The 22,833-nt window shown below is 35.5% G+C and carries 21 protein-coding genes, 1 rRNA gene and 2 pseudogenes; 7 read left to right on the forward strand and 17 right to left on the reverse strand.

Going from position 1 to position 22,833, the window contains the following annotated elements:
- Positions 1 to 53 precede the first annotated feature (53 nt).
- On the forward strand, positions 54 to 887 hold the full coding sequence (locus A9G31_RS08565; protein WP_065561283.1) for a mechanosensitive ion channel domain-containing protein: 834 nt from the start codon (positions 54 to 56) through the stop codon (positions 885 to 887).
- A 63-nt stretch (positions 888 to 950) separates the two neighbouring features.
- Here A9G31_RS08565 and cysE read toward each other — a convergent pair whose 3' ends face one another.
- Together cysE and A9G31_RS08575 are read right to left on the reverse strand one after the other, a co-directional pair.
- Positions 951 to 1,712, reverse strand: a complete 762-nt coding sequence (gene cysE, locus A9G31_RS08570; protein ID WP_065561301.1) for a serine O-acetyltransferase — start codon at positions 1,710 to 1,712, stop codon at positions 951 to 953.
- A gap of 181 nt (positions 1,713 to 1,893) precedes the next feature.
- Entirely contained in the window at positions 1,894 to 3,138 is a 1,245-nt protein-coding gene (locus A9G31_RS08575; protein ID WP_065561284.1) for an oligosaccharide MFS transporter, read from the reverse strand.
- Positions 3,139 to 3,347: 209 nt separating this feature from the next.
- Between A9G31_RS08575 and A9G31_RS08585 the strand changes: the two genes are divergently transcribed.
- Complete coding sequence (locus A9G31_RS08585) at positions 3,348 to 4,352, forward strand: LacI family DNA-binding transcriptional regulator (protein WP_034909633.1); 1,005 nt, start codon at positions 3,348 to 3,350, stop codon at positions 4,350 to 4,352.
- A gap of 48 nt (positions 4,353 to 4,400) precedes the next feature.
- Here A9G31_RS08585 and A9G31_RS08590 read toward each other — a convergent pair whose 3' ends face one another.
- Entirely contained in the window at positions 4,401 to 5,870 is a 1,470-nt protein-coding gene (locus tag A9G31_RS08590) for a glycoside hydrolase family 32 protein (protein ID WP_034909591.1), read from the reverse strand.
- 313 nt (positions 5,871 to 6,183) lie between these two features.
- On the opposite strand from A9G31_RS08590, the gene A9G31_RS08595 reads away from it, so the two are divergent.
- Positions 6,184 to 7,143, forward strand: coding sequence for an aminoimidazole riboside kinase (locus A9G31_RS08595; protein WP_034909594.1), 960 nt, complete (start codon positions 6,184 to 6,186; stop codon positions 7,141 to 7,143).
- 169 nt (positions 7,144 to 7,312) lie between these two features.
- On the opposite strand, the gene ispC is transcribed toward A9G31_RS08595, so the two are convergent.
- The 4 genes from ispC to A9G31_RS08615 form a co-directional block, all read right to left on the reverse strand.
- On the reverse strand, positions 7,313 to 8,491 hold the full coding sequence (gene ispC / locus A9G31_RS08600; RefSeq protein ID WP_065561286.1) for a 1-deoxy-D-xylulose-5-phosphate reductoisomerase: 1,179 nt from the start codon (positions 8,489 to 8,491) through the stop codon (positions 7,313 to 7,315).
- Position 8,492: 1 nt separating this feature from the next.
- The gene (gene deoR, locus A9G31_RS08605; RefSeq protein ID WP_065561287.1) at positions 8,493 to 9,254 is read right to left on the reverse strand and encodes a DNA-binding transcriptional repressor DeoR; all 762 of its coding nucleotides are present in this window, start codon (positions 9,252 to 9,254) and stop codon (positions 8,493 to 8,495) included.
- 61 nt (positions 9,255 to 9,315) lie between these two features.
- Positions 9,316 to 9,987: a deoxyribose-phosphate aldolase gene (gene deoC, locus A9G31_RS08610; RefSeq protein ID WP_065561288.1), complete on the reverse strand. Its 672-nt coding sequence runs from the start codon at positions 9,985 to 9,987 to the stop codon at positions 9,316 to 9,318.
- 706 nt (positions 9,988 to 10,693) lie between these two features.
- Positions 10,694 to 12,391 carry a hypothetical protein gene (locus A9G31_RS08615; RefSeq protein WP_141671427.1) on the reverse strand — a complete coding sequence of 566 codons (1,698 nt, stop codon included), beginning with the start codon at positions 12,389 to 12,391 and terminating at the stop codon, positions 10,694 to 10,696.
- Positions 12,392 to 12,749: 358 nt separating this feature from the next.
- On the opposite strand from A9G31_RS08615, the gene mobB reads away from it, so the two are divergent.
- Complete coding sequence (gene mobB, locus A9G31_RS08625; RefSeq protein WP_065561291.1) at positions 12,750 to 13,244, forward strand: molybdopterin-guanine dinucleotide biosynthesis protein B; 495 nt, start codon at positions 12,750 to 12,752, stop codon at positions 13,242 to 13,244.
- Positions 13,245 to 13,294: 50 nt separating this feature from the next.
- Positions 13,295 to 13,990: a monofunctional biosynthetic peptidoglycan transglycosylase gene (gene mtgA, locus A9G31_RS08630; protein ID WP_065561292.1), complete on the forward strand. Its 696-nt coding sequence runs from the start codon at positions 13,295 to 13,297 to the stop codon at positions 13,988 to 13,990.
- A gap of 9 nt (positions 13,991 to 13,999) precedes the next feature.
- Here mtgA and cobB read toward each other — a convergent pair whose 3' ends face one another.
- Positions 14,000 to 14,683 carry a Sir2 family NAD+-dependent deacetylase gene (gene cobB / locus A9G31_RS08635; protein WP_065561293.1) on the reverse strand — a complete coding sequence of 228 codons (684 nt, stop codon included), beginning with the start codon at positions 14,681 to 14,683 and terminating at the stop codon, positions 14,000 to 14,002.
- Between the two features lie 56 nt (positions 14,684 to 14,739).
- The gene (locus A9G31_RS08640; protein WP_065561294.1) at positions 14,740 to 15,555 is read right to left on the reverse strand and encodes a hypothetical protein; all 816 of its coding nucleotides are present in this window, start codon (positions 15,553 to 15,555) and stop codon (positions 14,740 to 14,742) included.
- Between the two features lie 210 nt (positions 15,556 to 15,765).
- On the opposite strand from A9G31_RS08640, the pseudogene A9G31_RS08645 reads away from it, so the two are divergent.
- A pseudogene (locus tag A9G31_RS08645) lies at positions 15,766 to 16,455 on the forward strand (aspartate/glutamate racemase family protein).
- A 4-nt stretch (positions 16,456 to 16,459) separates the two neighbouring features.
- Here A9G31_RS08645 and A9G31_RS08650 read toward each other — a convergent pair.
- The 6 genes and pseudogenes from A9G31_RS08650 to ftsY all read right to left on the reverse strand — a co-directional run.
- Positions 16,460 to 16,669, reverse strand: coding sequence for a helix-turn-helix domain-containing protein (locus A9G31_RS08650; protein ID WP_034910784.1), 210 nt, complete (start codon positions 16,667 to 16,669; stop codon positions 16,460 to 16,462).
- 12 nt (positions 16,670 to 16,681) lie between these two features.
- Positions 16,682 to 17,260: a DUF2975 domain-containing protein gene (locus A9G31_RS08655; protein ID WP_065561295.1), complete on the reverse strand. Its 579-nt coding sequence runs from the start codon at positions 17,258 to 17,260 to the stop codon at positions 16,682 to 16,684.
- Positions 17,261 to 17,446: 186 nt separating this feature from the next.
- Positions 17,447 to 18,307, reverse strand: coding sequence for an RNA polymerase sigma factor RpoH (rpoH, locus tag A9G31_RS08660; RefSeq protein WP_065561296.1), 861 nt, complete (start codon positions 18,305 to 18,307; stop codon positions 17,447 to 17,449).
- A gap of 124 nt (positions 18,308 to 18,431) precedes the next feature.
- Entirely contained in the window at positions 18,432 to 19,403 is a 972-nt protein-coding gene (gene ftsX, locus A9G31_RS08665; protein ID WP_065561297.1) for a permease-like cell division protein FtsX, read from the reverse strand.
- Positions 19,403 to 20,062: a cell division ATP-binding protein FtsE gene (ftsE, locus tag A9G31_RS08670; protein WP_065561298.1), complete on the reverse strand. Its 660-nt coding sequence runs from the start codon at positions 20,060 to 20,062 to the stop codon at positions 19,403 to 19,405. The genes ftsX and ftsE overlap by 1 nt, the downstream gene beginning before the upstream one ends.
- A gap of 9 nt (positions 20,063 to 20,071) precedes the next feature.
- Positions 20,072 to 20,995: pseudogene (gene ftsY / locus A9G31_RS08675) on the reverse strand (signal recognition particle-docking protein FtsY); the annotation flags it as partial.
- A 335-nt stretch (positions 20,996 to 21,330) separates the two neighbouring features.
- Here ftsY and A9G31_RS08680 point away from each other — a divergent pair.
- Positions 21,331 to 21,780: an integrase core domain-containing protein gene (locus A9G31_RS08680; protein ID WP_081299394.1), complete on the forward strand. Its 450-nt coding sequence runs from the start codon at positions 21,331 to 21,333 to the stop codon at positions 21,778 to 21,780.
- Positions 21,781 to 21,849: 69 nt separating this feature from the next.
- On the opposite strand, the gene A9G31_RS08685 is transcribed toward A9G31_RS08680, so the two are convergent.
- Positions 21,850 to 22,413, reverse strand: coding sequence for a pseudouridine synthase (locus A9G31_RS08685; RefSeq protein WP_065561299.1), 564 nt, complete (start codon positions 22,411 to 22,413; stop codon positions 21,850 to 21,852).
- Between the two features lie 121 nt (positions 22,414 to 22,534).
- A 5S ribosomal RNA gene (gene rrf, locus A9G31_RS08690) occupies positions 22,535 to 22,650 on the reverse strand.
- Between the last annotated feature and the right edge of the window lie 183 nt (positions 22,651 to 22,833).

Below are 22,833 nucleotides of genomic sequence, written 5' to 3' on the forward strand. Positions count from 1 at the left end.
GAATTAAAATACTTTAACAAAAATTTCTATTACCCATTACTGAGGATAATAATATGAATTTTGAAGGTTTCTTAAATTACACCCTTTCATTTATTGAAAAATATGATGGGGTTGTATTTAGCTATATTGCTCATTTTTGCTTTGCCATTGTTATTTTTGTTATTGGTAGAACTATCGCTAGATTTATTAGCAACCAATTAAAAAGAATATTATCAAATCGACACGTTGATCCAACTGTTGTTAAATTTGTTAGTGCATTAGCATACTATGCGACTATTGTAATGACATTGGTTGCCGTTTTAGGTCAATTAGGAGTTCAAACAGCATCCATTGTTGCAGTGATTGGTGCCGCTGGCTTAGCTGTTGGTTTAGCGTTACAAGGTTCACTATCTAACTTTGCGGCTGGAGTTATTTTAATTATTTTTCGTCCATTTAAAGTCGGTGAAACGGTAATAATCAATAGTCAGCAAGGTATTATTGATTCTATACAAATTTTCTCAACATCTATTGTTACACCAACCAACGAACTAGTTATAATTCCTAACAGCCAAGTAGTAAGTGCTAATATTATCAACTATACTCGCTTACCAGAAAGACGTTTAGATTTGGTGGTTAATGTTGGTTATGATTCAGATATTCAAAAAGTCTATCAAGTGTTAAAGCAAGCAGTTGATAAAACTAATAATATATTAACATCCAAAGAGCCTACCATTCGATTAGATGTTTTAGATGCGTCCTCGATGAATTTTAATGTGTTAGTTTGGACATTAAACGAAAATTATGGCGCGGTAAAAGGTGAGCTGCTTGAAAATATCAAAAATGGATTAACTGAAAATAATATTAATATTCCATACCCAACAATGGATGTAAATCTTAACAGTAAGTAGCCAATCAATTATTAAAAACTCCGTCTGTGTTTATCAACGGAGTTTTTTATTATCTAATAACAATTAAATGTCTTGATCCATATTTAATGCTGGTTTTTCGCAATCAGGGCAACCCACCACTTTGGCTGGTACACCTGCAACGGTTGTATGCTGAGGTACGGGATCTAACACAACAGAGCCAGCTCCAATTTTAGCACCTTTGCCTATTTCAATATTACCTAAAATTGTTGAATGAGCTCCAATCATCACTCCTTCACGAATTTTTGGATGGCGATCACCATTTTCTTTACCCGTTCCGCCTAATGTAACCGATTGTAAAATAGAAACATCATTTTCAATTACTACTGTTTCTCCAATCACAATACCTGTTGCGTGATCAAACATTACTCCACAGCCAATTTTTGCCGCAGGGTGAATATCAACACCAAATACAATCGCAATTTGGCTTTGTAAAAAAATAGCCAATGATTTACGGTTTTGCTTCCAAAGCCAATGTGCAATTCGATAAGCTTGCAAGGATAAAAATCCTTTGTAATAAAGAAGTGGTGTTGAATAGTAATTAGTGGCTGGATCGCGAATATAAACAGCCATGATATCGCATATAGCTGACTGAATAATATTTTGGTCCGCTTGATAAGCCTGACGGGCAATTTCACGAATTTCAATAGCGGGCATAACCTGAGAAACAAGCTTATTAGCTAAAATATAGCTTAAAGCACTCCCCAGATCTTCATGATTGAGTAATGTTGCATGGAAATAACTAGCTAACATCGGCTCGCTTTCAACTAATTCAGAAGCTTCTTGTCGAATGGTTTGCCATAACATCTCGGGTTTAACAACTACTTTTACATCGTTCACTACAAGTCCCTATACATATTATCTAAAATTGCTAATATTGTTTCGCAAACTTTCCTTAGAAGCAAGAATTGTATTGATTTAACATCAATAAAAAGAAAAATGGAAACAATATGTTTCCATTTTTATAATTATTAGGGCTAATTTAAAATTATTGTTGTTTTGCTTTTTCCTCGTCACTTAAAGTAAATATAGCTATTATTGAAGTAATCAAAACAACCCCAGCAAGCACATAAAATGTTGTCGCATATCCTGTATTATCAAATAATTTACCCACAAACCATGACAACACAATAACGCCAAGATTCGATGAAATATTAAAACCAACTAAATAAAGTGTAGCAGATAACCGAGCATCAAAATTACCTACAATATATTTAAACATTGCCAAAATAAATAATGGAATTTCAATTGCATGAAATAACTTAACGAATGATATCAGATAAATATTATCTAACGTTGCAGATAATGCAATTCGGCAAATCATAACTAGTGCAGCAACTAATAGCGATTTTTTAGCTCCCATTTTGTTAATAAAATAAGGAGCAATAATCATACAAGTTGCTTCTAAAAAGACTTGGAAGGAATTTAAATAACCATAAACTTGATAGCCATCTTCTGGTTTTTCAAAAAAACCAGTATAAAAATTAGGAAATAACTGTTGATCATAGATAGTATAAAAACTATAAGTACCAATAACAAACAACACAAACAACCAAAATTTTTGCAAACCAAACAGCGATAAGATTTCGCCCATTGTTGGTATAGTCGTTGTTTTTTCTACTAAAGCAGTATCGTTATTTTCAGTTGGTGATGCATGATATTGTTTTGGCTTAAATACTATATTAATGGTGAAAAAGATAACCGCAACACCCGACGCCATCCAAAAGTTAATATGAGGATCAATACCAAATAAAATACCGGCAACAAACGTTGCAGCAGCATAACCAAATGATCCCCAAAAACGAGCAGGACCAAATTCAAAGCCAAATAATCGACTAATACGTTCAATAAAAGAGTCAATCAAAGCACTGCCCGAAATAAAGCTAGCACTTAAAACTGGTGCACCGATACAAACACCCCAAATAAAATCATTTTTTAATAAAGGCTCATACACATAAATTAAAAAAGGGCCAATAAGAACCATGATAATACTTTGGAAGGTCACTACAGCTTTACCTATTTGTAATTTATCTTGGATAATGCCATAGAAAATCATGAAAAACATGGCTGCGGCAGAATTAGCCGCATAAACAATACCTAACTGCTCACCGGATAAGTCAATTTTACTTTTTAGCCAAATTGCGTAAAAGGACCACCACAGCGACCACTCAGCATAAAAAGTAATAAGGTAACCAGACGAGAACCAATAGTTTCTATTTTTTATCATATTCATGTTTATTACTCTTATATTGTTGAAAATCGATGAAGTTTAACGTTAACATGTTAATGTTAACATTATTGTCATATTTGATACTAAATAGATAGAACCAATTGTCATAAATGTTACTTACCTCACACTTTTTATCATTTCTATTTGTGGTATCATCATGCATAGTAATGGCTGATAATCATTTTTATCTTGTTAAACAAAAGGATTTAACTATGGCTTCACTTAAGGATGTTGCAAAGCTAGCATCTGTTTCATTGATGACGGTTTCACGCGCAATAAATAACCCTGAAAAATTAAATAAAGAAACTTACAAGCGCGTTAAACAAGCTATTGAGCACCTTAATTACGTACCTGACTTATCGGCAAGGAAGATTCGTGGTGATAAGTCAGGACCAAGTGCAATTGGTGTTTTGGCATTAGAAACAGCAATGACGCCATTTTCGGTAGAATTACTACAAGCCATAGAAAAGACCGCACAAGATCATGGTTGGAATACATTTATTGTTAATTTATTTGATGATAAAGATCCCGATCATGCAATAAACACCCTGCTATCATATCGCCCTAACGGTATTATCTATACCACAATGGGATTAAGAAAAGTTGAACTTCCTGAAAAGTTATTAGATAAAAATGTTGTATTAGCCAACTGTATAAGTGATTCAAAACAACTAGCTTGCTACATTCCAAATGACTATTTGGGTCAATATCAAGCCATGCAACAAGTAATAAAGAAAGGCTATAAAAAACCATTATGCATCTATTTATCAGAAACCACATTAGCAGGAAAAACTAGACGTAAAGCTGTTGAGCAAGCGTGGTTAGATGCCGGTTACAATTTAAATGAGATTACTAGTTACCATACCTCAACTTTATCAGATGATCTTGCTCAAGAATATATGATGACGGTTGATATACTCAAACAGCATTGTAATAAAAAACCCGATTTTGATGTATTAATTTGTGGTAATGATCGAATAGCTTTTGTTGCTTATCAATATTTACTCGGTCAAGGACTTCATATTCCTTCTGATGTGGCTGTATTAGGTTACGATAACATGGTAGGTACTGGTGAACTATTTTATCCACCACTGACAACAGTGCAATTGCCTCATTATGAGATTGGAGAACAAGCAGCTTTACATATAATTAATAACAAAAACCAAAAACAGATAATACAGGTAGCATCACCTTATTTAGAAAGGAATTCATTATAACTTACTTAAATAAATTGACCGCCCAATGGCGATCAATTCAATCATCAATTACGCATAAATAGATTTTAACTGCCAGCTATCTAATTTGGTTATTTTGGCGCTACCATTTTCAGCAAATAAATTAACTACTCGCTCCGCTGGTAATTTTGGATAGATACGGCTTGAAAGGCTATATAAATCACCATTAACAAATACTTCTACAGATGAAGCATCAACATACACATGTAAAGTTAATTTTTTTCTTTTTGGTAGTGGTACACTACGATAACCGGTTAATTCAAGACCAGATAAACTACGATCAAGAACAATACGATTAGATTGTAAATCAACATATAGTAATGTTGCTTGTTTACCATTTTCAGTGGCAGCAAGTTGCAAACCAAAACGCTCAGCATCACTTTCTTTTAAATCAAACTCAACACAAAGTTCACAACAAATTGACTCAATATTGGTATTTTTAAGTTCACTATTGAGCGTTATTTCACCAAATGATTTTGGCTTTTCGCGCAATGCTTCAAGTTCCTTTATTGGGCGATTTCTGACTTTATTATATTGATCTAAAATCAACTCACGAGGAAGTGTAAATGCGCCTGCCCATTTATCTTTTTTGCTTGGCATGGCTGACTGCCACATATCCATCCAAGCAAAAATAATACGACGTCCATCAGCGGCAAGAAATGATTGCGGTGCATAAAAATCGTGTCCAAAATCCATTTCTTGAAAAGGTTTAACTATTGAAAATTGCTGCCCAGGTTGCCAATTACCTACTATATAGCCTGATTGGAATCGATTCCGATACTGATAACCTTTTGCTTTCAACCCTTGTGGTGAAAACATCAAAACCCATTTATCACCAAGTGGAAAAAAGTCAGGACATTCAAGCATATAAACATCAGGATCGATATCACTCACTACAACATGATCCAATTGCCATTCATTTAAATCATCAGATCTAAATAGTAAAACTTGACCAACATTATTTGGCGTTCGCTGACCAACAACCATCCACCATCTACCATCTTGTTGCCACACTTTAGGATCGCGAAAGTGCATCACTCCGTCTTGAGGGGTAAGTACTGTGCCTTGCTTTTCAAAATGAATGCCATCTTTACTAGTTGCAAGACATTGGCTTTGTCGAATCTGTTCATCATAACCTTGGCCACTCAACCAAATATGACCAGTATAAATTAAGCATAACTCACCATTATTATCTACGGCCGATCCAGAAAAACAGCCTGACTTATCAAATTCTTGATCGGGAGCAATAGCTATTGGCAACCTTCGCCATGTGACTAAATCATCACTAACAACATGTCCCCAATGCATTGGTCCCCAATTTTCATCATAAGGATGATGCTGATAAAAGGCATGATATTGACCTTTAAAGTAAATCAAACCGTTAGGATCATTCATCCAACCAGCTGGTGGAGCTAAATGAAAATGTGGATAATATTGTTTATTCATTACTTTTTCTAAATTTTTAACAGCTAGATTGGCTTTATCAATAGCAGTAGACATAAAAACCCCTTTTTTATCCAATATTAGATACCTTTATTTAATAGTATCTTAATTTAATTGTTAACGTTAACTGTTAATGAAATTAGCGATAAAATATGTGATGATAGTCACATATTTTTAACGTTAACAATGAATTTTTTGTCAAATGATTTAGTCTATGGCGGACTTTTAAAAAATGACTATTATAAATTCAACAACAGATTAAGTATTAATGACTTTACTAAAAAGTAAAAAGATGACATATTTCAAAAAACTCAAGTAATCTGTCTCTATACTAGATTACCGCAGTAACTAACTATAATCGAGTTAAAAAATGAATAATACTAAAGTTTGGTCCCTTGGGGATGCCGTTATTGATTTATTGCCATTTGGTGATATGAATTATAAAGCATGTGCTGGTGGCGCACCTGCAAATGTTGCAATTGGTATTGCAAAATTAGGGCTGCCTTCAGCGTTTATTGGTCGTGTTGGTAATGACCCTTTTGGTGATTTTATGGAAACCACATTCCGCCAATATAACGTTGATTGCCAAAGCCTTGAAAAAGATGAACATCATCGAACAAGTACTGTGGTTGTTGATTTAGGAAAAAACGGGGAACGTAGTTTTACTTTTTTGGTTTCACCTTCAGCTGATCAATTTTTATCTCAGCAAGCAATTCCTAATTTTAACCAAGATATTTTACACTTTTGCTCTTTGGCGCTAGTTGGCCACACCTGCCGTCAAACACTTAAAACTGCGATTGAACAGCTTACCGCTAAAAATGGCCTAATCAGCTTTGATGTTAACTTGCGCGAACAGATGTGGGTCAATAAAGACGAAATGCGCACCACCATTACCCAATTTTGTCATGATGCTGATATCCTTAAACTATCAGACGAAGAACTATTTTGGTTAACTCAAAGCAATGATTGGAGTGAAGCATTAAATAAACTACAACAACACTATGAAGCACCATTAAAATTAATTACCAAAGGTAAAGATGGCAGCATCGTATTATGGCAAGGCAAAACATTTTCGTTTGATTCGTACCATGTAAATAGTGTTGATACAACCGGTGCAGGTGATGCTTTTGTCGCAGGATTACTCAGTAGTATTGCATCATCAGGCATGCCTGAGGATAAACTGATGTTAGAAAGCATGATGACCATTGCCAGTGCTTGTGGAGCCTTAGCTACAACCAAAAAAGGCGCATTAACTGCACTACCTGATAGTACATTTTTACAATCATTTATTAGCGATAATCCAACATTAACAGCAAAACAAATGGCATAATAAAAATAGTAAAAACTTACTAATAGGGCAGCAAGATTGAATACAATAGTTTCAAAATATAATTATGATTGACTGCCCTTTACCACTCAATAACTTAACTACTCAGTAATTTAACTATTTAATAACTCAACTATTTAGTTAAATTACTGTTTATAAAATCAAATAGCATTTAACACCGACTACATTGTGATCTTGCCCATTGATCTATCATAAAAACATCATCAATCGTCGATGGCTCAGGGAAAGCCAATTGATCTAATACTTTTGATACATTTTTAGCAATATCCATAAAACCAATTTTATGTTGCAAAAATGCTTCAACCGCAACTTCATTGGCGGCATTGAGCGCTGTGGTAGCCGCTTGCCCTTGATTAAAGGCATCGATTGCCAATTTTAAACATGGATAATGGTCAAAGTCAGGTTGTTTAAATGTTAACGACGAAATTTGCGTAAAATCTAAAGGTGGTACGCTTGAAGGCACACGATCGGGGTAAGACATGGCATAAGCAATTGGCGTGCACATATCAGGCACACCAAGTTCAGCCACCACACTACCATCTTGATAACGTACCATTGAATGGATAATTGATTGAGGATGAATAATAATTTCCATTTCGCCGGCACTGGCATTAAATAGCCAACGAGCCTCAATATATTCCAGCCCTTTATTCATCATCGTTGCCGAATCGACAGATATTTTTTTACCCATCGACCAATTAGGGTGAGCAACCGCTTGCTCGGGGGTGACATGTACCAGTTTAGCTAAATCCCAATCGCGAAATGGTCCGCCAGAACCTGTTAACACGATTTTAGTAATACCATTCTCAGCAAGGTTAGCAAAACCTAAATCATGCTGTACCGCCGTTGGTAAACTTTGAAAAATAGCGTTATGTTCGCTATCTACCGGCAACAACTCAGCGCCATACTCTTTAACCGCTTGCATAAATAAATGCCCACAGGTTACTAACGATTCTTTATTGGCCAACAAAATACGCTTACCTTTTTTAATCGCAGCAAGAGTTGGTTTTAATCCTGCCGCCCCCACAATAGCCGCCATCACTTGATCGACCTCGGGCAACTGCGCTAAGTCGCAAATGGCTTGTTCACCACTTAACACATCAATATCCAATTTTAGATTGGCAAGATTTGCTCTTAATGCCGTCTCAGCTTGCGCTGTTGCCATGGCAACGTATTTAGGCTTAAAAGCCAGACATTGCTCAGTCATTTTGGCAACATTATTACCTCCTACTAAAGCATAAGCTTTAAATAGATGTGGATTTTGAGCAATAACCGCTAGCGTACTGCAACCAATTGAACCTGTCGAACCTAAAATTGTGATATTTTTCATATTAATACATTAAATCTATATTATGGTTAGCTAAAAAATTAATAAATTGCTTGGTTGGCACTTTATCTGTAATAATTTGATTAAACAGAGTTAACTCACCAATAAAAGCCGGTTTAACTTGATTAAATTTAGTATGATCGGCAATCAAAATATTTTGACCTGATTTTTTTATCGCCTGCAATTTCATAGCAACTTCATCAAAATGATAACAAGTTGCACCTTGTTCAATATCAATCCCTGCGGCCGAAATAAACGCTTTATTTGGGCAAATCGAATTTAATTCACTATGCTGTCCAATAGCGCTAAAAATCGCATTATTAGCCTGATAATGACCACCACATAAAATTGTCTTACAATTAGATTTATTTTGTAATGCTAAAAATGCGTTTAATGAATAGCAGATAGCGGTAAAAGTTATTTCATCATCAATGGCATCAATAATAAAAGGAATAGAGGTACCACAATCAAAAAAAACGGTATCGTTTTCTACAATGTATTTACTAGCTATATTGGCAATATATTGTTTTTCATAAACCTGTTTATCTTGTTGGTCTGACAAAAAATACGGGGTAATTTGATGACGAGCATCACTAACAACATAGCCACCCAAAACACTTAGGGAACAGCCAACATTGCTCAAATCTCGGCGAATGGTCATTTCTGAAACGGCCAACAACTTAGCGGCTTGTTTTAAATGAATCTTATCTGTTTTTTTTAAAAGTTGAATAAGATCATTCACTCTTTTTTGTGATTGTGTTTCCATGCTGATCCCATAAATCAATAATAACAAGCTACATAAGTAGCTTATTAATTGATATCATTGATTAATAATCACTGGTCGAAGTTGCATCACCAGAAACAATCGCAATACCAGCACTAGCCCCTAAACGCGAAGCCCCCGCTTGAACCATTTTTTCAGCCGTTTGACGATCACGAATACCGCCCGATGCCTTAACGCCCATCTCATTACCAACGGTATCACGCATCAACTTAACATCCTCAACCGTTGCGCCAGATACACTAAACCCTGTTGAGGTTTTAACAAAAGCAACGCCAATTTGCTTACAGATTTCACAGACTTTAACAATTTCGTCTTTAGTTAATAAACAAGTTTCTAAAATCACTTTTAATGGCACAGCGCCACAAGCGTTAAATACCGCCTCAATATCTTGTTTAACCGCATCCCAATCATTGCTTTTTAACCAACCCACATTGATAACCATATCGATTTCTTGCGCACCTGCTTTAACCGCCATTTCGGTTTCAAAGGCTTTAGCGCTAGTTAGCATTGCACCTAAAGGAAAGCCAACGACTGAACACACTTTTACATCGCTACCTTTTAGTAAGCTAGCCACTAAAGGAACATAGCCTGAATTTACACAAACTGAATAAAAATGGTATTGTTTAGCTTCTTCACAAAGTTTAGTGATTTGGTCTTTTGTTGCGTTCATCGCAAGTAAAGTATGATCGATATACTTTGCATAATTCATAGTGATGTCCTTAATTTTTTTTAGTTTTGATGTCTAATTTAATGAATTTGTTAGGTGTAATATGTTATTTTAATAACAGATATAGGGTGATAATGTTATTATAGTAACATTATGGGTAATTGTAAAAAATAGTACAGATAAAAATAAAAGGTTTTTGTTTTTTTGAAAAAAACGCATAAAAACTTTAATAAAATCAATAATGTACCGGAGCGATTTTTTGAGGTTTTTGCAGTGTTTTTTATAAAAAAGTGACTCATAAAAGCCACTTAAGGTTATGTTATGTTATCTGTCTTGTTTCGGCGTCAGACAAATTTGTCTGGAACAAATTTGAACATCTGAGCACAGCGAATATGGCCTCGTAGAGGCGAGTATCAGGATGATACGAGTAATTGCACAAACGGTGCGTTAAGACCGAGCGACGGCGTCGGGGCAGCCGTAGGCCACATTCTGTAGCCAAAGCGTGGGATTGCAAGAGGAATTCGCTTTAATTCCCTTTGCTCGGACGTTGTCACTGTAGCTATTTTGTTCACCAAAGGTCAAAACGTCCGAAACCTTGCCGTACTAAAAATAGACCACCGCTTTAAAGCGCCACAGCGCAACCCTAAGGGAAAACGCCCCAACTTACGCGGGGGCTTTATTCTTTGTTATATTATCCTCTCAGGCACCGTAACCCCCTTCCGCGCCCTAAAGATTAAGAACTAAACGCTAAGAACTAAGGTGCGGCGCAAACAGCGTAATAACGGAAGGAAGTGCTGAAGCTGTAGACGGTGCCGTAGGCCGTGTAGACAGTGAACCCATTGCTACCTGCCGCCGCGTCGCTTGTCCAGTAGTTGTAGTTGACGAAGCCCGCATCAGCGTAGTAGTACATGACGCCCCACTCAGTGAAAAAACCAGCACCTATATTACGCTGATAATAATTACCAGATGAGCTAGGTGTGGCGCCAGAAATAGGATAACTAGTTACTACATTAGTTAAATCCCTGACCTGTGACAAACGATAACCCAAACTTCTACACCAAGATGTTTGATTAGATAGAGTATCGTATTTAACCCGATGGACGAACCACTGTCTTAAGACAAACCCATACCTCAACTCATTACCATGACTATCCCTACCCACCAACTCAAAGGTCTGTGGTAAACTTGGTACGGCAAGTCTACTAGGACTACTTGAGCTTATTTGAGCATCGCTCGCCCTTGGACCGCTTAACGTGACCCGTGTTACATAACTCGATTTATCTGTAATCCAAACATCATGTTGGATTGTTCCTCTCACTGGGTCTTGGTGTGAATCTGTACGCGGCCTTGTCCAACTCACCGTTGCCCTTATACTACCATTCGTGACAACTGACCACGTCAACTGACTTCCATCTAAACCTGCTGGCAACTCCAAGTCAAAATACAACCCATCAGAACCTGTAGTTGGAAAGTTTTGGTCGTAAGATGATGGACTTGTTGACTGAACTAAGAAACCCTTTTTTGGGTCCCATATGCTAGCTGGGCCGGCGTACTTAGGGCTGTCTCTAGAATCTATACCTTTTGTGCCACCCAACGTCAAATTCGGCCTGACCGAACAAATTTCAGCACCACCATACGGATTGATGTAATAATCCACCGTAGCTCCGCTGAAACTACTACTCCTTGGCACTCCATACTGGGTAGTTAAACTCCCCTCTGTACTAGCTAAGGTGACCTTATATGGTGCAAAACATATACTTAATGCATCACTACGACTGATGGCATTGCCATTTTTGTCCGTAAATGATACCGATATACTCCCCGTTGCGGTTATACCATTAGTTCCCTGTCCATCTCCATCATCATCACCCCAATAATTATACCTTGTGACTAAATCACTTAAACTCACTGAACTAACCGATGACGGGATTATCATCCCTATATCACCTAAAGTATTACTTCCACTAGGCAATCTTATTGGATTGGTTGCACTTGATGGATTGGTTGACGGTGTGATGACTCGACCATCCTGCAACTTAATAGACAATAAACTATTTGTATCTGTGGCCTTTGTTTGACCATCATCGAATGTTAAATATGGCGCACTTCCCTCTATATATTTTGATGTGTATGCCGTTAATGCCACAGAGCCCTGTGTATATGACAATAACAACAATGCCGCAAAGAATAATGCCGACTTAGATAATTTAGATAATAATGAAAGCCTAAACCATAATGGCGGTTTGAATACTAATGGCGGTTTTAATAAACACTTGGATATCGGCGATAATTTAGCCGAAGAACACGCCAAAGACATCACCAGTAAAGACCACGATGACGCCGTCGACTTCGCTGATGAAAATAAGTACTGTCTCTGTTTTAGACTACGGTGAAATTGAAAAAGATTTTGGGCGTAGGTTTGGCAGGCCAGATGCCAGATGCCAGATGCCATAAATGGTAACGCATTTCGATTGTCCTGTCAAGTAAATATTTGTTTTATTTGCACTTTTTTATAATTATCTGCTCAAATAATGAGTTTTCCCTTTGCTTTGGAAGCGCTTAAATTATAATCGATTGATTAATTACGCGCTACTTTTTTTGTTAGCTTTTTGTAAAGTTTTGTTAATGAACTGGGTTGGGGTTTGTTTTTTTGGGGTGATGGTTTTGGCTAAAAACCATTCAACAAAAACTTTAATAAAATCAATATGTTTTCTGACTGATTTTTGCTAGAGATGATCTCACCTTTTTCAACATTGAAAATAGTGTATATTAGGTTTAAATTGATTATAACCATTTTGACCCAAGAAATAATGAATATAAAAAAAACGCTCGCTATTTGTGGCTACAGTAATAGCGGTAAAACAACCTTGTTGGCAAAGGTTATTCCGCTACTTGTTGAGCAAGGTTTTAAGGTGGCGACTTTAAAACATGCACATCACGATGTTGAATTTGATATTCCTGGTAAAGATAGCTATAAATTGCGTAAAGCTGGAGCATTACAGACAATTGTGGCTTGTGATAACCGTTACGCTTTAATTTGTGAAACAGCCAATAAACCTGCCGATTTGCAGGCTTTAATTAATCAATTTTCTGATGTTGATGTTATTTTAGTTGAGGGCTTTAAAGATGAGCAAATCCCTAAAATTATTTGTCATCGAAGCGCCGTTAAAAAACCGTTTTTTATCGATGATTTTACTTTGGCTATTGCTAGTGATGAGCCTTTAGATACGAATGTGCCAAGATTTGATATTAATCAGCCAATTCAGATTGTTGAGTTTATAAAAAGTTATTTATTAAAACGTTAATATATCGTATCTTATTTGCTAATTTTTTACGTTATTTTATTTAAATCAGCATGAAACCTTTATTCAGAAAATTTTTAAACATAATTAAAAAAGCGATAATTGGATTTGTGCTATTATCTATCTTTTCGACCTTAGTAATGAGTTGGATGAATCCACCTTTCGGTTCTATGCTAATGATAGAACGTAAGATAATGCATTGGAATACACCACAGCAACGAATCTGGAAAGACTTGGACGAAATTTCAGATAATATAAAAATTGCGGTAATCGCTTCAGAAGATCAAAATTTTCCTGCGCACTGGGGATTTGATTTTAACGCTATCCGCCTAGCGCTAGATCATAATCAAAATAGCAAAAAGATTAAAGGTGCTAGCACAATTACTCAGCAAGTTGCTAAAAATATCTTTTTATGGCCAACTCGTAGTTGGGTTCGCAAAGGAATGGAGTCTTGGTTTACATTATGGATAGAACTTTTTTGGTCAAAAGAGCGTATCCTTGAGGTCTATTTAAACTGTGCAGAATGGGGAGAAGGTATTTTTGGCATTGAAGCGGCTTCTCAGTATTATTTTAATGTAAGTGCTGATCATTTAACTTCACAGCAAGCAAGTTTACTTGCAGCAGTATTACCTAATCCTAGGCGCTGGAGCCCAATTACACCAAATGAACGCGTGAAAAAACGAGCCAAGTGGATTCATGCCCAAATGAGTAATTTAGGCAATAAAGATTATCTTAAACAACTAAAGTAGCAATTTGTTTTAGATAAATTTTTTAATAAATTCAGGAACAATTTTACTTGCTGGTCCGTAAATTTTGGTTTGAAACAGGCTTTCACCTAAGCTGGGTTCTAAATTAAGTTCAATCGATTTTGCGCCAGCTTGATTAGCCATTTGTACAAATCCAGCAGCAGGATAGACATTGCCGGATGTGCCAATGGATATAAAGTAATCTACTTGCGAAAGCGCATCATAAATTTGTTCCATTTGTAGGGGGATTTCACCAAACCAGACTATATGTGGGCGAATGAGTTTGTTTTGCTGATAATTCACATCGTTAAAGCAATCAATTATCTGTCCTGTTTTTTCATTACGCACTTTTAATAATTCACCATGCATGTGAATAATGTTTTTAGATCCGGCTTGTTCGTGTAAGTTATCCACATTTTGTGTCACAATTAAGACGTTATCAGTGCCTAATTTCTGTTCTAATTCAGCTAGCGCAAAGTGGGCTGCGTTCGGTTTTACGCTTGGATTTTGTAATTTACGGCGCAACATATTATAAAAATCATGTACCGCTGTTGGGTTGCGTATATAGCCTTCGTAAGTTGCTACATCATTAACATCATAACCTTCCCATAATCCATTTTGGGCACGAAAGGTTGATAAACCCGATTCGGCCGAAATACCCGCACCGGTTAGAATAACTATTTTTGGTATTGTCATAATTCATTACACCTTTACAATTTATCTAAGGTTATTGAAAACAAAATATTAGCCAATTATTGGCTGTATTCGGTGGTAAAAATATGCAAAGCAGGCTTGCTTAGTTTTTGATATTGGCTGTAGGCGCTTGCCACTTTTAATCGAATATCTGCCTTGGATTCACCATTTAACCAACTGTTAATCATTGCATGTACACTATACGCTTCGGGCGCCATACGGTGCAAAGTCAAAATAAGCGGAGTAATACCTAGGCGCGATAGTGGTGGCGTAAAGTATTGTTGGCTTTTGCAAGCAAATACTGCCGCATAACGTGATTTTTGTTTTTCTTGTTGCTCTTTTGATAATGTTTCCCAACGCCAGCTATCGGGTAAATATTTTTTCCATGACCATTCCATTAGTGAATCATGGCCAATATAGATAACCAGATCTGCACTTCCCCCCGCTATCACTGTTTTATTATCTAATTTAAACGCTTTTGCCTTTTTGCCTGCTGAATAATCAATAAAATCATCAACAGTGTCGTTAATATTTTTGCCATTATACGCCTGTGCAATTAGATAGACATCTTTGTCTTGGTGTTTGTAAATTATTTCTTCTAATATTTTTCCTGATCTTGGTCGATTAATTTGTACAACTTGCCACTCTTTTTGTTTAGCAAAATAGGTTTTAAAGCCATAAGCCGCCCCCCAATAAAGGTTGTTTTTGGGATCTTGACCGTTACCTATCGCCTTTGGAACAGGTGCTATCTTTTGATATTTGTTATCACAAAGCGCCACCAAAACATGAATCACTTTAGGAGCGGCAAAGCAGGGCAAGGAAAGTATGAAATAAATAATCAATGCAAGCCATAACTGTGTTTTTCTTTTCTTCATTTGAGTTTGTTACCTTAAAGGCTGTATTTATAACTACATTATTTTCTATATAGACTTTATAACATATATATTCAGTTATTTAGCAAAAAAACAGTTAAAATTGTTGATTATCAATATCAATAATCCTGTAGTGAATTTACTTATCAATGTTTATTGTTGATAATGAAACAAGTTAACAAAAATAAATAAATTTTATATAGGTATATGAAAATGAAAACAATTGGTTTAATCGGTGGTATGAGTTAGGAAAGCACAACAACTTATTATCAAGTTATTAATCAAACTATTGCTAAATCATTAGGTGGATTGCATTCAGCTAAAACGGTTTTATATAGCGTTGATTTTCAAGAAATTGAAAGTTGTCAGGCCAATAATGAGTGGCATAAAAGTGCAGAAATTTTAATTGATGCTGCTAAAAGAGCGGAACTTGCTGGTGCAGATTTTATTGTTATTTGTACCAATACTATGCATAAAGTTGCAGATCAAATCCAAAAAGCAATTAATATTCCGATTATTCATATTGCCGATGTGACAGCTAAACATTTACTCGCACAAAATATTAAATCGGTCGCTTTGTTAGGGACTAAATATACAATGGAGCAGGACTTTTATAAATCTTAACTGATCGATAAAAATTTAAATGTGCTTATTCCTGAATCTCAAGACAGAAATATTATTAATGAGATCATTTATGATGAACTTTGCAAAGGTATTATTCAGCCTGATTCTAAGCAAGCCTATCTTAATATTGTTGATAAACTCGTTAAAAATGGCGCAGAAGATGTTATTTTAGGCTGCACGGAAATTGGGTTATTAATCTCTCAATCCGATCGTAATATACCTTTTTTTGATACAGCCTTAATTCACGCGCAAGAGGCAGCATTACTTGCAATAAGTTAATAAGTTATTCTTCGTTGGTATATTCTAGTATATCACCTGGTTGGCAATCTAGATGTTTGCAGATTGCTTCGAGTGTTGCTAGTCTAAATCCTTTTACTTTACCTTGCTTAAGTAATGATAAATTTTGTTCTGTAATACCAACTGCTACCGCTAGATCTTTTGATTTAACTTTACGTTTAGCAAGCATTACGTCTAAATTTATTATAATTGGCACAGATGACTCCTTTTAAATAAATTGTTTATTTTCTTCAGCTAGTTGGCAGGCCTTTTTTAGTATTTGACCAATGAGCATAATACTAATCGCAAGAAATAACGTTATAATTTCATCACTAGAAAAAGAAATAGAAAAGTAACGTGCTGATTCCTCTTGATTATAAGTTAAGATCGTTGTTAATAAAGGTTCAGATAAAAAACTTATAACCACCCAACAAACAAGCAATTTGCCAAAGATGTAACAATGGTTGGCTGATTTTACTGAGAAATATTCGGATTGACTGTAATTGATAAACAGTAGTCTAAGTTGATAAAACGCATAAACTAAAAGAAGTATTAATGAAGTATCCATTAATGTTGCGATAGCCGCTTGCCATCCTGCTAAGGATTTAGGATCAACATAATCTCCCCCACTAGTGAAGAAAGAAAACCCTGCGAATTCAAGTCCAAGATTTGGTATATCAAAAAAATAATATAAGAGTGGAGACACTGCGCTAATTAACAAAATTAGAATTGGAATCAATGTTAATAATGTCATAAATCGACAATATTGATTCAATCGAGAATGTGTTTTAGTCATATCTGTGTTCATTTTTAGATCCTTTCGTTTTATAAAAAGTGAACACAGTATAGCATTGGGGAGTTTACTAAACAATAAAAAATTAAAATAAAACGATAAGTTTTTATTGTTTCATCTGCTTGAGTTGTGAAAAAACCTTACTTTTTTAAAAGTAAGGTTTAGGAAGTTAACAGTAATTAAAAATTATAAATGAAAAAATTATGCTTCAATAGCAACTCTTAATTTTTTCATTGCATTTTTTTCAAGCTGGCGAATACGCTCCGCTGAAACACTATATTTATCAGCCAAGACTTGTAGTGTTGATTTGCTATCATCAGAATCTAACCAACGAGCCTTAATAATATCTTGGCTACGTTCGTCTAGTTTTGATAGTGCGTCATGTAGTTTATCTGTCGCATCATTTTCCCAATTGTCATTTTCAATTGATTTGGAAAAATCAGAGTTACCATCTTCTAAGTATAGTGCCGGTGCCACAATTGAATTGTCATCGTCGTCGCTGTCAATATCAAACGACATGTCTTGTGCAGACATGCGTGATTCCATTTCAAGTACGTCTTTACGGCTTACACCTAATTCATCAGCAACCATATCCACTTCAGCACTACTAAACCAACCTAAACGTTGTTTAGTCTTTCTTAGATTAAAAAATAACTTTCTTTGCGCTTTTGTTGTTGCAACTTTAACAATACGCCAATTTTTTAATACGTATTCGTGGATTTCAGCTTTTATCCAGTGCACAGCAAATGAGACCAAACGAACGCCCATTTCAGGATTAAATCGACGTACCGCTTTCATCAAGCCAATATTACCTTCTTGAATTAAGTCTGCTTGTGGTAAGCCATAACCTGAATAACCACGGGCAATATGCGCCACAAATCGTAAATGAGATAAAATTAACTGGCGAGCAGCATCTACATCATCATGATAATAGAGTTTTTCACCTAATGATTTTTCTTCTTCTGCAGTTAACATTGGGTAGGTGTTAATCATGCGAAGGTATGATTCTATATTTCCTTGTGGGATTAAAGCACCTACTTGCATTTTTAAATCAGTACTCATTTAATTCCCCCTTTAAATAATAAATTTTGCTGCATTAAGTATGCAACAATAAAACGTTAAACTACCGTTTATTAAAGATTAGACCAATAAATTATAAATTAGTTCATTATTTTAGCTAAAATAACTAGACAATTTGCGCCATTTTTAAATATTTTTTAGTCGCAATCAATGATGAAAGCCATCCAATACTAATGGTTATAAGTATAATCAATAAACTCTCATCCCATAATAGTCCTTCAATATGAATTATTGTTCCAAAAGCATCTGAAACTTTCAATATAATTGACTCTATTTGATAAATAAATATTTCCGATAACAGTAACGATATAATAGCACTAATTAAGCCAATAAAAATCCCACTATAAAGAAAAGGACGCAAAATAAATCCTTCTGTTGCTCCAATTAATTGCATAACGATGATAGTTTGTTTTCTAGAGAATATATTTAAACGGATGCTGTTACCTATCACGAGGGATACAGCTATAATCATAAATATAGAAATAATCCATACGATAGATTTAACCATATTAGTTAACGCAGTTAAACGAGTAAACCAACTATCATCTAATTTTACATCATCAATACCATCAATAGTAAGTAATTCCGTTTGCAATTGATGCAATATAACTGTCTTTTTTGCTTCGTCTTTTGGTATAACAATTGCTACTGCAGGTAATGGATTTTCGTCTAGTAAATCTAGTGCATTACTAAACCCAGACCATGTTTGAAATTCTTCTTTTGTTTCATCTCGAGAAAGATATTTGACACGATCGACTTCATGATAAGATTTAAGTTTAGTGACCAATTCAGTCGTTTGTTCTGATGTTAGCGCTTTATTTATATAAACAGTTAAATTAGGCGTTGGGTTCCATTGCTGTGCTGTTTGATTGGCGTTTTTCCAAAGTAAATAGCTGATAGTTGGTAAAGTAATTGAAATGGCAATAACAAAAATGGTCAGTAGTGAGGCAATAATATGCTGAGAAAAGTCATTAAACGTGTTGCGCCAAGCATAACCGATTTGTCTTTTCCAACGAGGAAAAAAGCTATTTTCGTCTTTATTCTTCGATTTAGTAGGTTTAATATTAGCAAAAGTCATTAATTTTTAACCTCTAAATGCCCTTGAGTTAAATGCAGTATCCGATGGTGTTTGCGTCGTATAAGTCCCATATTATGCGTTGCCATCAGAACCGTTACACCAGCTTGATTAAATTCCTCAAAAAGCTTTAAGATATCTTTTGAAAGTTTGTCATCTAAATTACCTGTCGGTTCATCAGCAAGCAAAACACTCGGGCGATTAACAATAGCACGAGCAATACCCACTCGTTGCTGTTCACCACCTGATAGCTGTATCGGATAAAATTTCATTTTATTGAGTAATCCAACTTTATCCAGTGAAGCGGAAACTCTTCTTTTAATTTCTTCAGCCGGTTTGCCTAAAATGATTAATGGAATAGCCACGTTATCATAAACAGTGTGATCCATCAGTAATTGGTGATCTTGAAAAATCATACCAATTGTGCGACGTAAAAATGGCATTTCTTGGCGTCTTAAACTTGAAACATCAACGCCATTTAACAGTACTTTGCCATCATTCGCTCTCTCTAAACCACAGATTAATCTCATTAGCGTACTTTTACCTGCACCAGAGTGTCCAGTTAAAAAAGCCATTTCACCAGTTAATAAAGTGAAGCTAATATTTTGTAGTGCAGGTTTTCCACCGGAATACACTTTACTTACACGCTGAAATTGAATCATGATTGATCTCTATTCATCTGTTTCATCAAAAAGAGCATTGATAAAATCATCAGCAACAAAAGGCCTTAGATCTTCAATTTTTTCCCCGACACCAATATAACGAATAGGAATATTAAACTGATCGGCAATGCTAAAGATAATTCCTCCTTTTGCAGTACCATCTAATTTAGTTAAGGTCATCCCTGTGACACCAACAGCTTCATTAAATAGCTTGGTTTGGCTAATTGCATTTTGGCCAGTACCAGCATCAATAGTTAACATAATTTCATGCGGGGCTGTTTCATCGTGTTTCTTAATTACGCGTACTATTTTTTTTAGCTCATCCATTAAGTGAGATTTGTTTTGTAAGCGTCCTGCGGTATCAGCTATTAATATATCTATCTTTTTTGCTTTTGCTGCTTGTATTGCATCATATATGACAGAAGCAGAATCTGCATTGGTATGTTGTGCAATAACCGGGATGTTATTCCGTTCTCCCCAGACTTGTAATTGTTCAACAGCCGCTGCCCGAAAGGTATCACCCGCCGCAAGCATAACCGATTTGCCTTGTTGTTGAAATTGACGAGCCAATTTACCAATCGTTGTTGTTTTTCCAACACCATTAACACCAACCATCAATATTACAAATGGCTTATGACTTTCTATATCAAGGGGCTTGTCTACTCCATCTAAAATAGATTTCATTTCTTGTTTTAAAAGACCATGTAATGCGTCAGCATCTTTTAGTTCTTTTCTTGATGCTTGTTTAGTTAAGGTATCAATAATTTTTTGTGTTGTGTCAAAACCCACATCGGCAATAAGTAACTGCTCTTCTAATTCTTCAAATAAAGCATCATCGATCCTTTTCCCTTTAAATAAACTGAGAAAACCAGAACCAATATTTTGTTTAGTCTTGAAAAGACCTTTTTTTAAACGAGAGAAAAAACCTTCTTTTTTTTGTTCAACCATAAATAATTTATCCCATGATCATTTCTAAGATCATTTTATCTCATTTTAAAATAAAGCCCAATGTATTCTAAAAAAGACTGTCTTGTTTCTTTACCAAATCTTTTTGCGCAATGATAAAAAGAATAATAAGTTTGTAACTACCCCACTAAACTAAATGTTTTAATCGTATCAGAAAGCTCGGCTATAAATGGAATCATAAACGGGTGTATCGGGTGTATTGTGAATTAAAGCTTAATCTCAGGATAAAGCGTAAACAGCGCATTCCTCCACGAAACCCAGAAAGGCTATCAGCACCCAATAAACAAGGTGAATGTTTATGAGTGACAGTAGTCGTAATCAGCGTCGCTAGGACATTCAATGTGATAAATGACTTTAATCGTGAGGCGTTAGGTATTGATATTGCAGTAAGCTTACCAGCAGGAAGGATTACCCGTTACTTAGATAAACTGGCCGAATATCATGGGTATCCATTAAAAATACGGGTCGATAATGGGCCAGAATTTACCGGAAAAACCTTTATAAACTGGGCTAAATCACATGATATAACCATTGATTATATCCAGCCCGGTAGCCCTTATCAAAATGGCTATATTGAACGATTTAATCGTACCTATCGTACTGAAGTACTCGATCTATATCTTTTTAACAACTTAGCACAAGCAAGGAGAATAACCGAAGAATGGTTAACGATTTATAATACCGAAAGACCGCATGAGGCATTAAATAACATGACACCGATTGAATATAAAACACTAAAACAGGCAGCATGATTTTCTACGTGAGTTGTGTACTAAGTTTGGGGTATTTACAAGTTATTTATAAAAAATGAGTAATGCTTTTTAGATATAAAGATTTTGAGTTGTGATATATCGCCATTCACCTAACAATAACTGATGATCAAATAAATTGTATTTACCGATCTGTACTCTAACCAGTCTTAAACAAGGAAAACCAACTGCAGCACACATTCGTCTAACTTGTCGATTTTTGCCTTCAGAAATGGTAATACTAATCCAAGATGTAGGTATTGTTTTACGTTCTCTAATGGAAGGAACCCTTTCCCATAATTGTGTTGGTTCGTCAAGAAAGGTTACTGTAGCTGGTGCAGTATAAAATTCTTTTAACTGTATACCTTTTCTTAGTTTATCTATAGCCTGTTGATTGATAAGTCCTTCAACTTGCACCCAGTAGGTTTTTGGTAATTTAAATTTTGGTGAGCTAATTTTAGCTTGTAATTTACCGTCATTAGTTAACAATAATAGCCCTTCACTATCAGTATCTAACCGACCTGCAGGATAAAACCTAGGTAAGTTTATAAAATTTTTTAATGTCTGATACTTTTCGTGTGGCGAAAATTGAGTCGTAACATTAAATGGTTTATTAAAAGCTATTAAGGTATTCATTTATTAAATATTTATTATAGTAACAGAATTAATATAAACAATCGGTAACATGCTATTCAATAATTTTCTATAAATAGCAAAAAAGCCCAGCACTACTGCTGGGCTCTCTCTATATTTAAAAGTCTGGCGGCACCCTACTCTCACATGGGTAATACCCACACTACCATCGGCACTACGGCGTTTCACTTCTGAGTTCGGCATGGGGTCAGGTGGGACCACCGCGCTATTACCGCCAGACATATCCTGTACTCTCTTTCTTTATCGCTGTCCATTATCTCATATCAACAACAATCACTCAATTCGGAACAAACTGTTTTTTCTATCTCTATTCTCTTTTCGATGATTTCCTCATCTAGCAATAACTTCTGCGTAAACCAAAACAACTCCGAGTTGTAAGGTTAAGACTCTCGGTTCATTAGT

Origin of the sequence: Gilliamella sp. Gris1-4, from assembly GCF_001690335.1 — a bacterium.
In the GTDB taxonomy this organism is placed as follows: domain Bacteria; phylum Pseudomonadota; class Gammaproteobacteria; order Enterobacterales; family Orbaceae; genus Gilliamella; species Gilliamella apicola_P.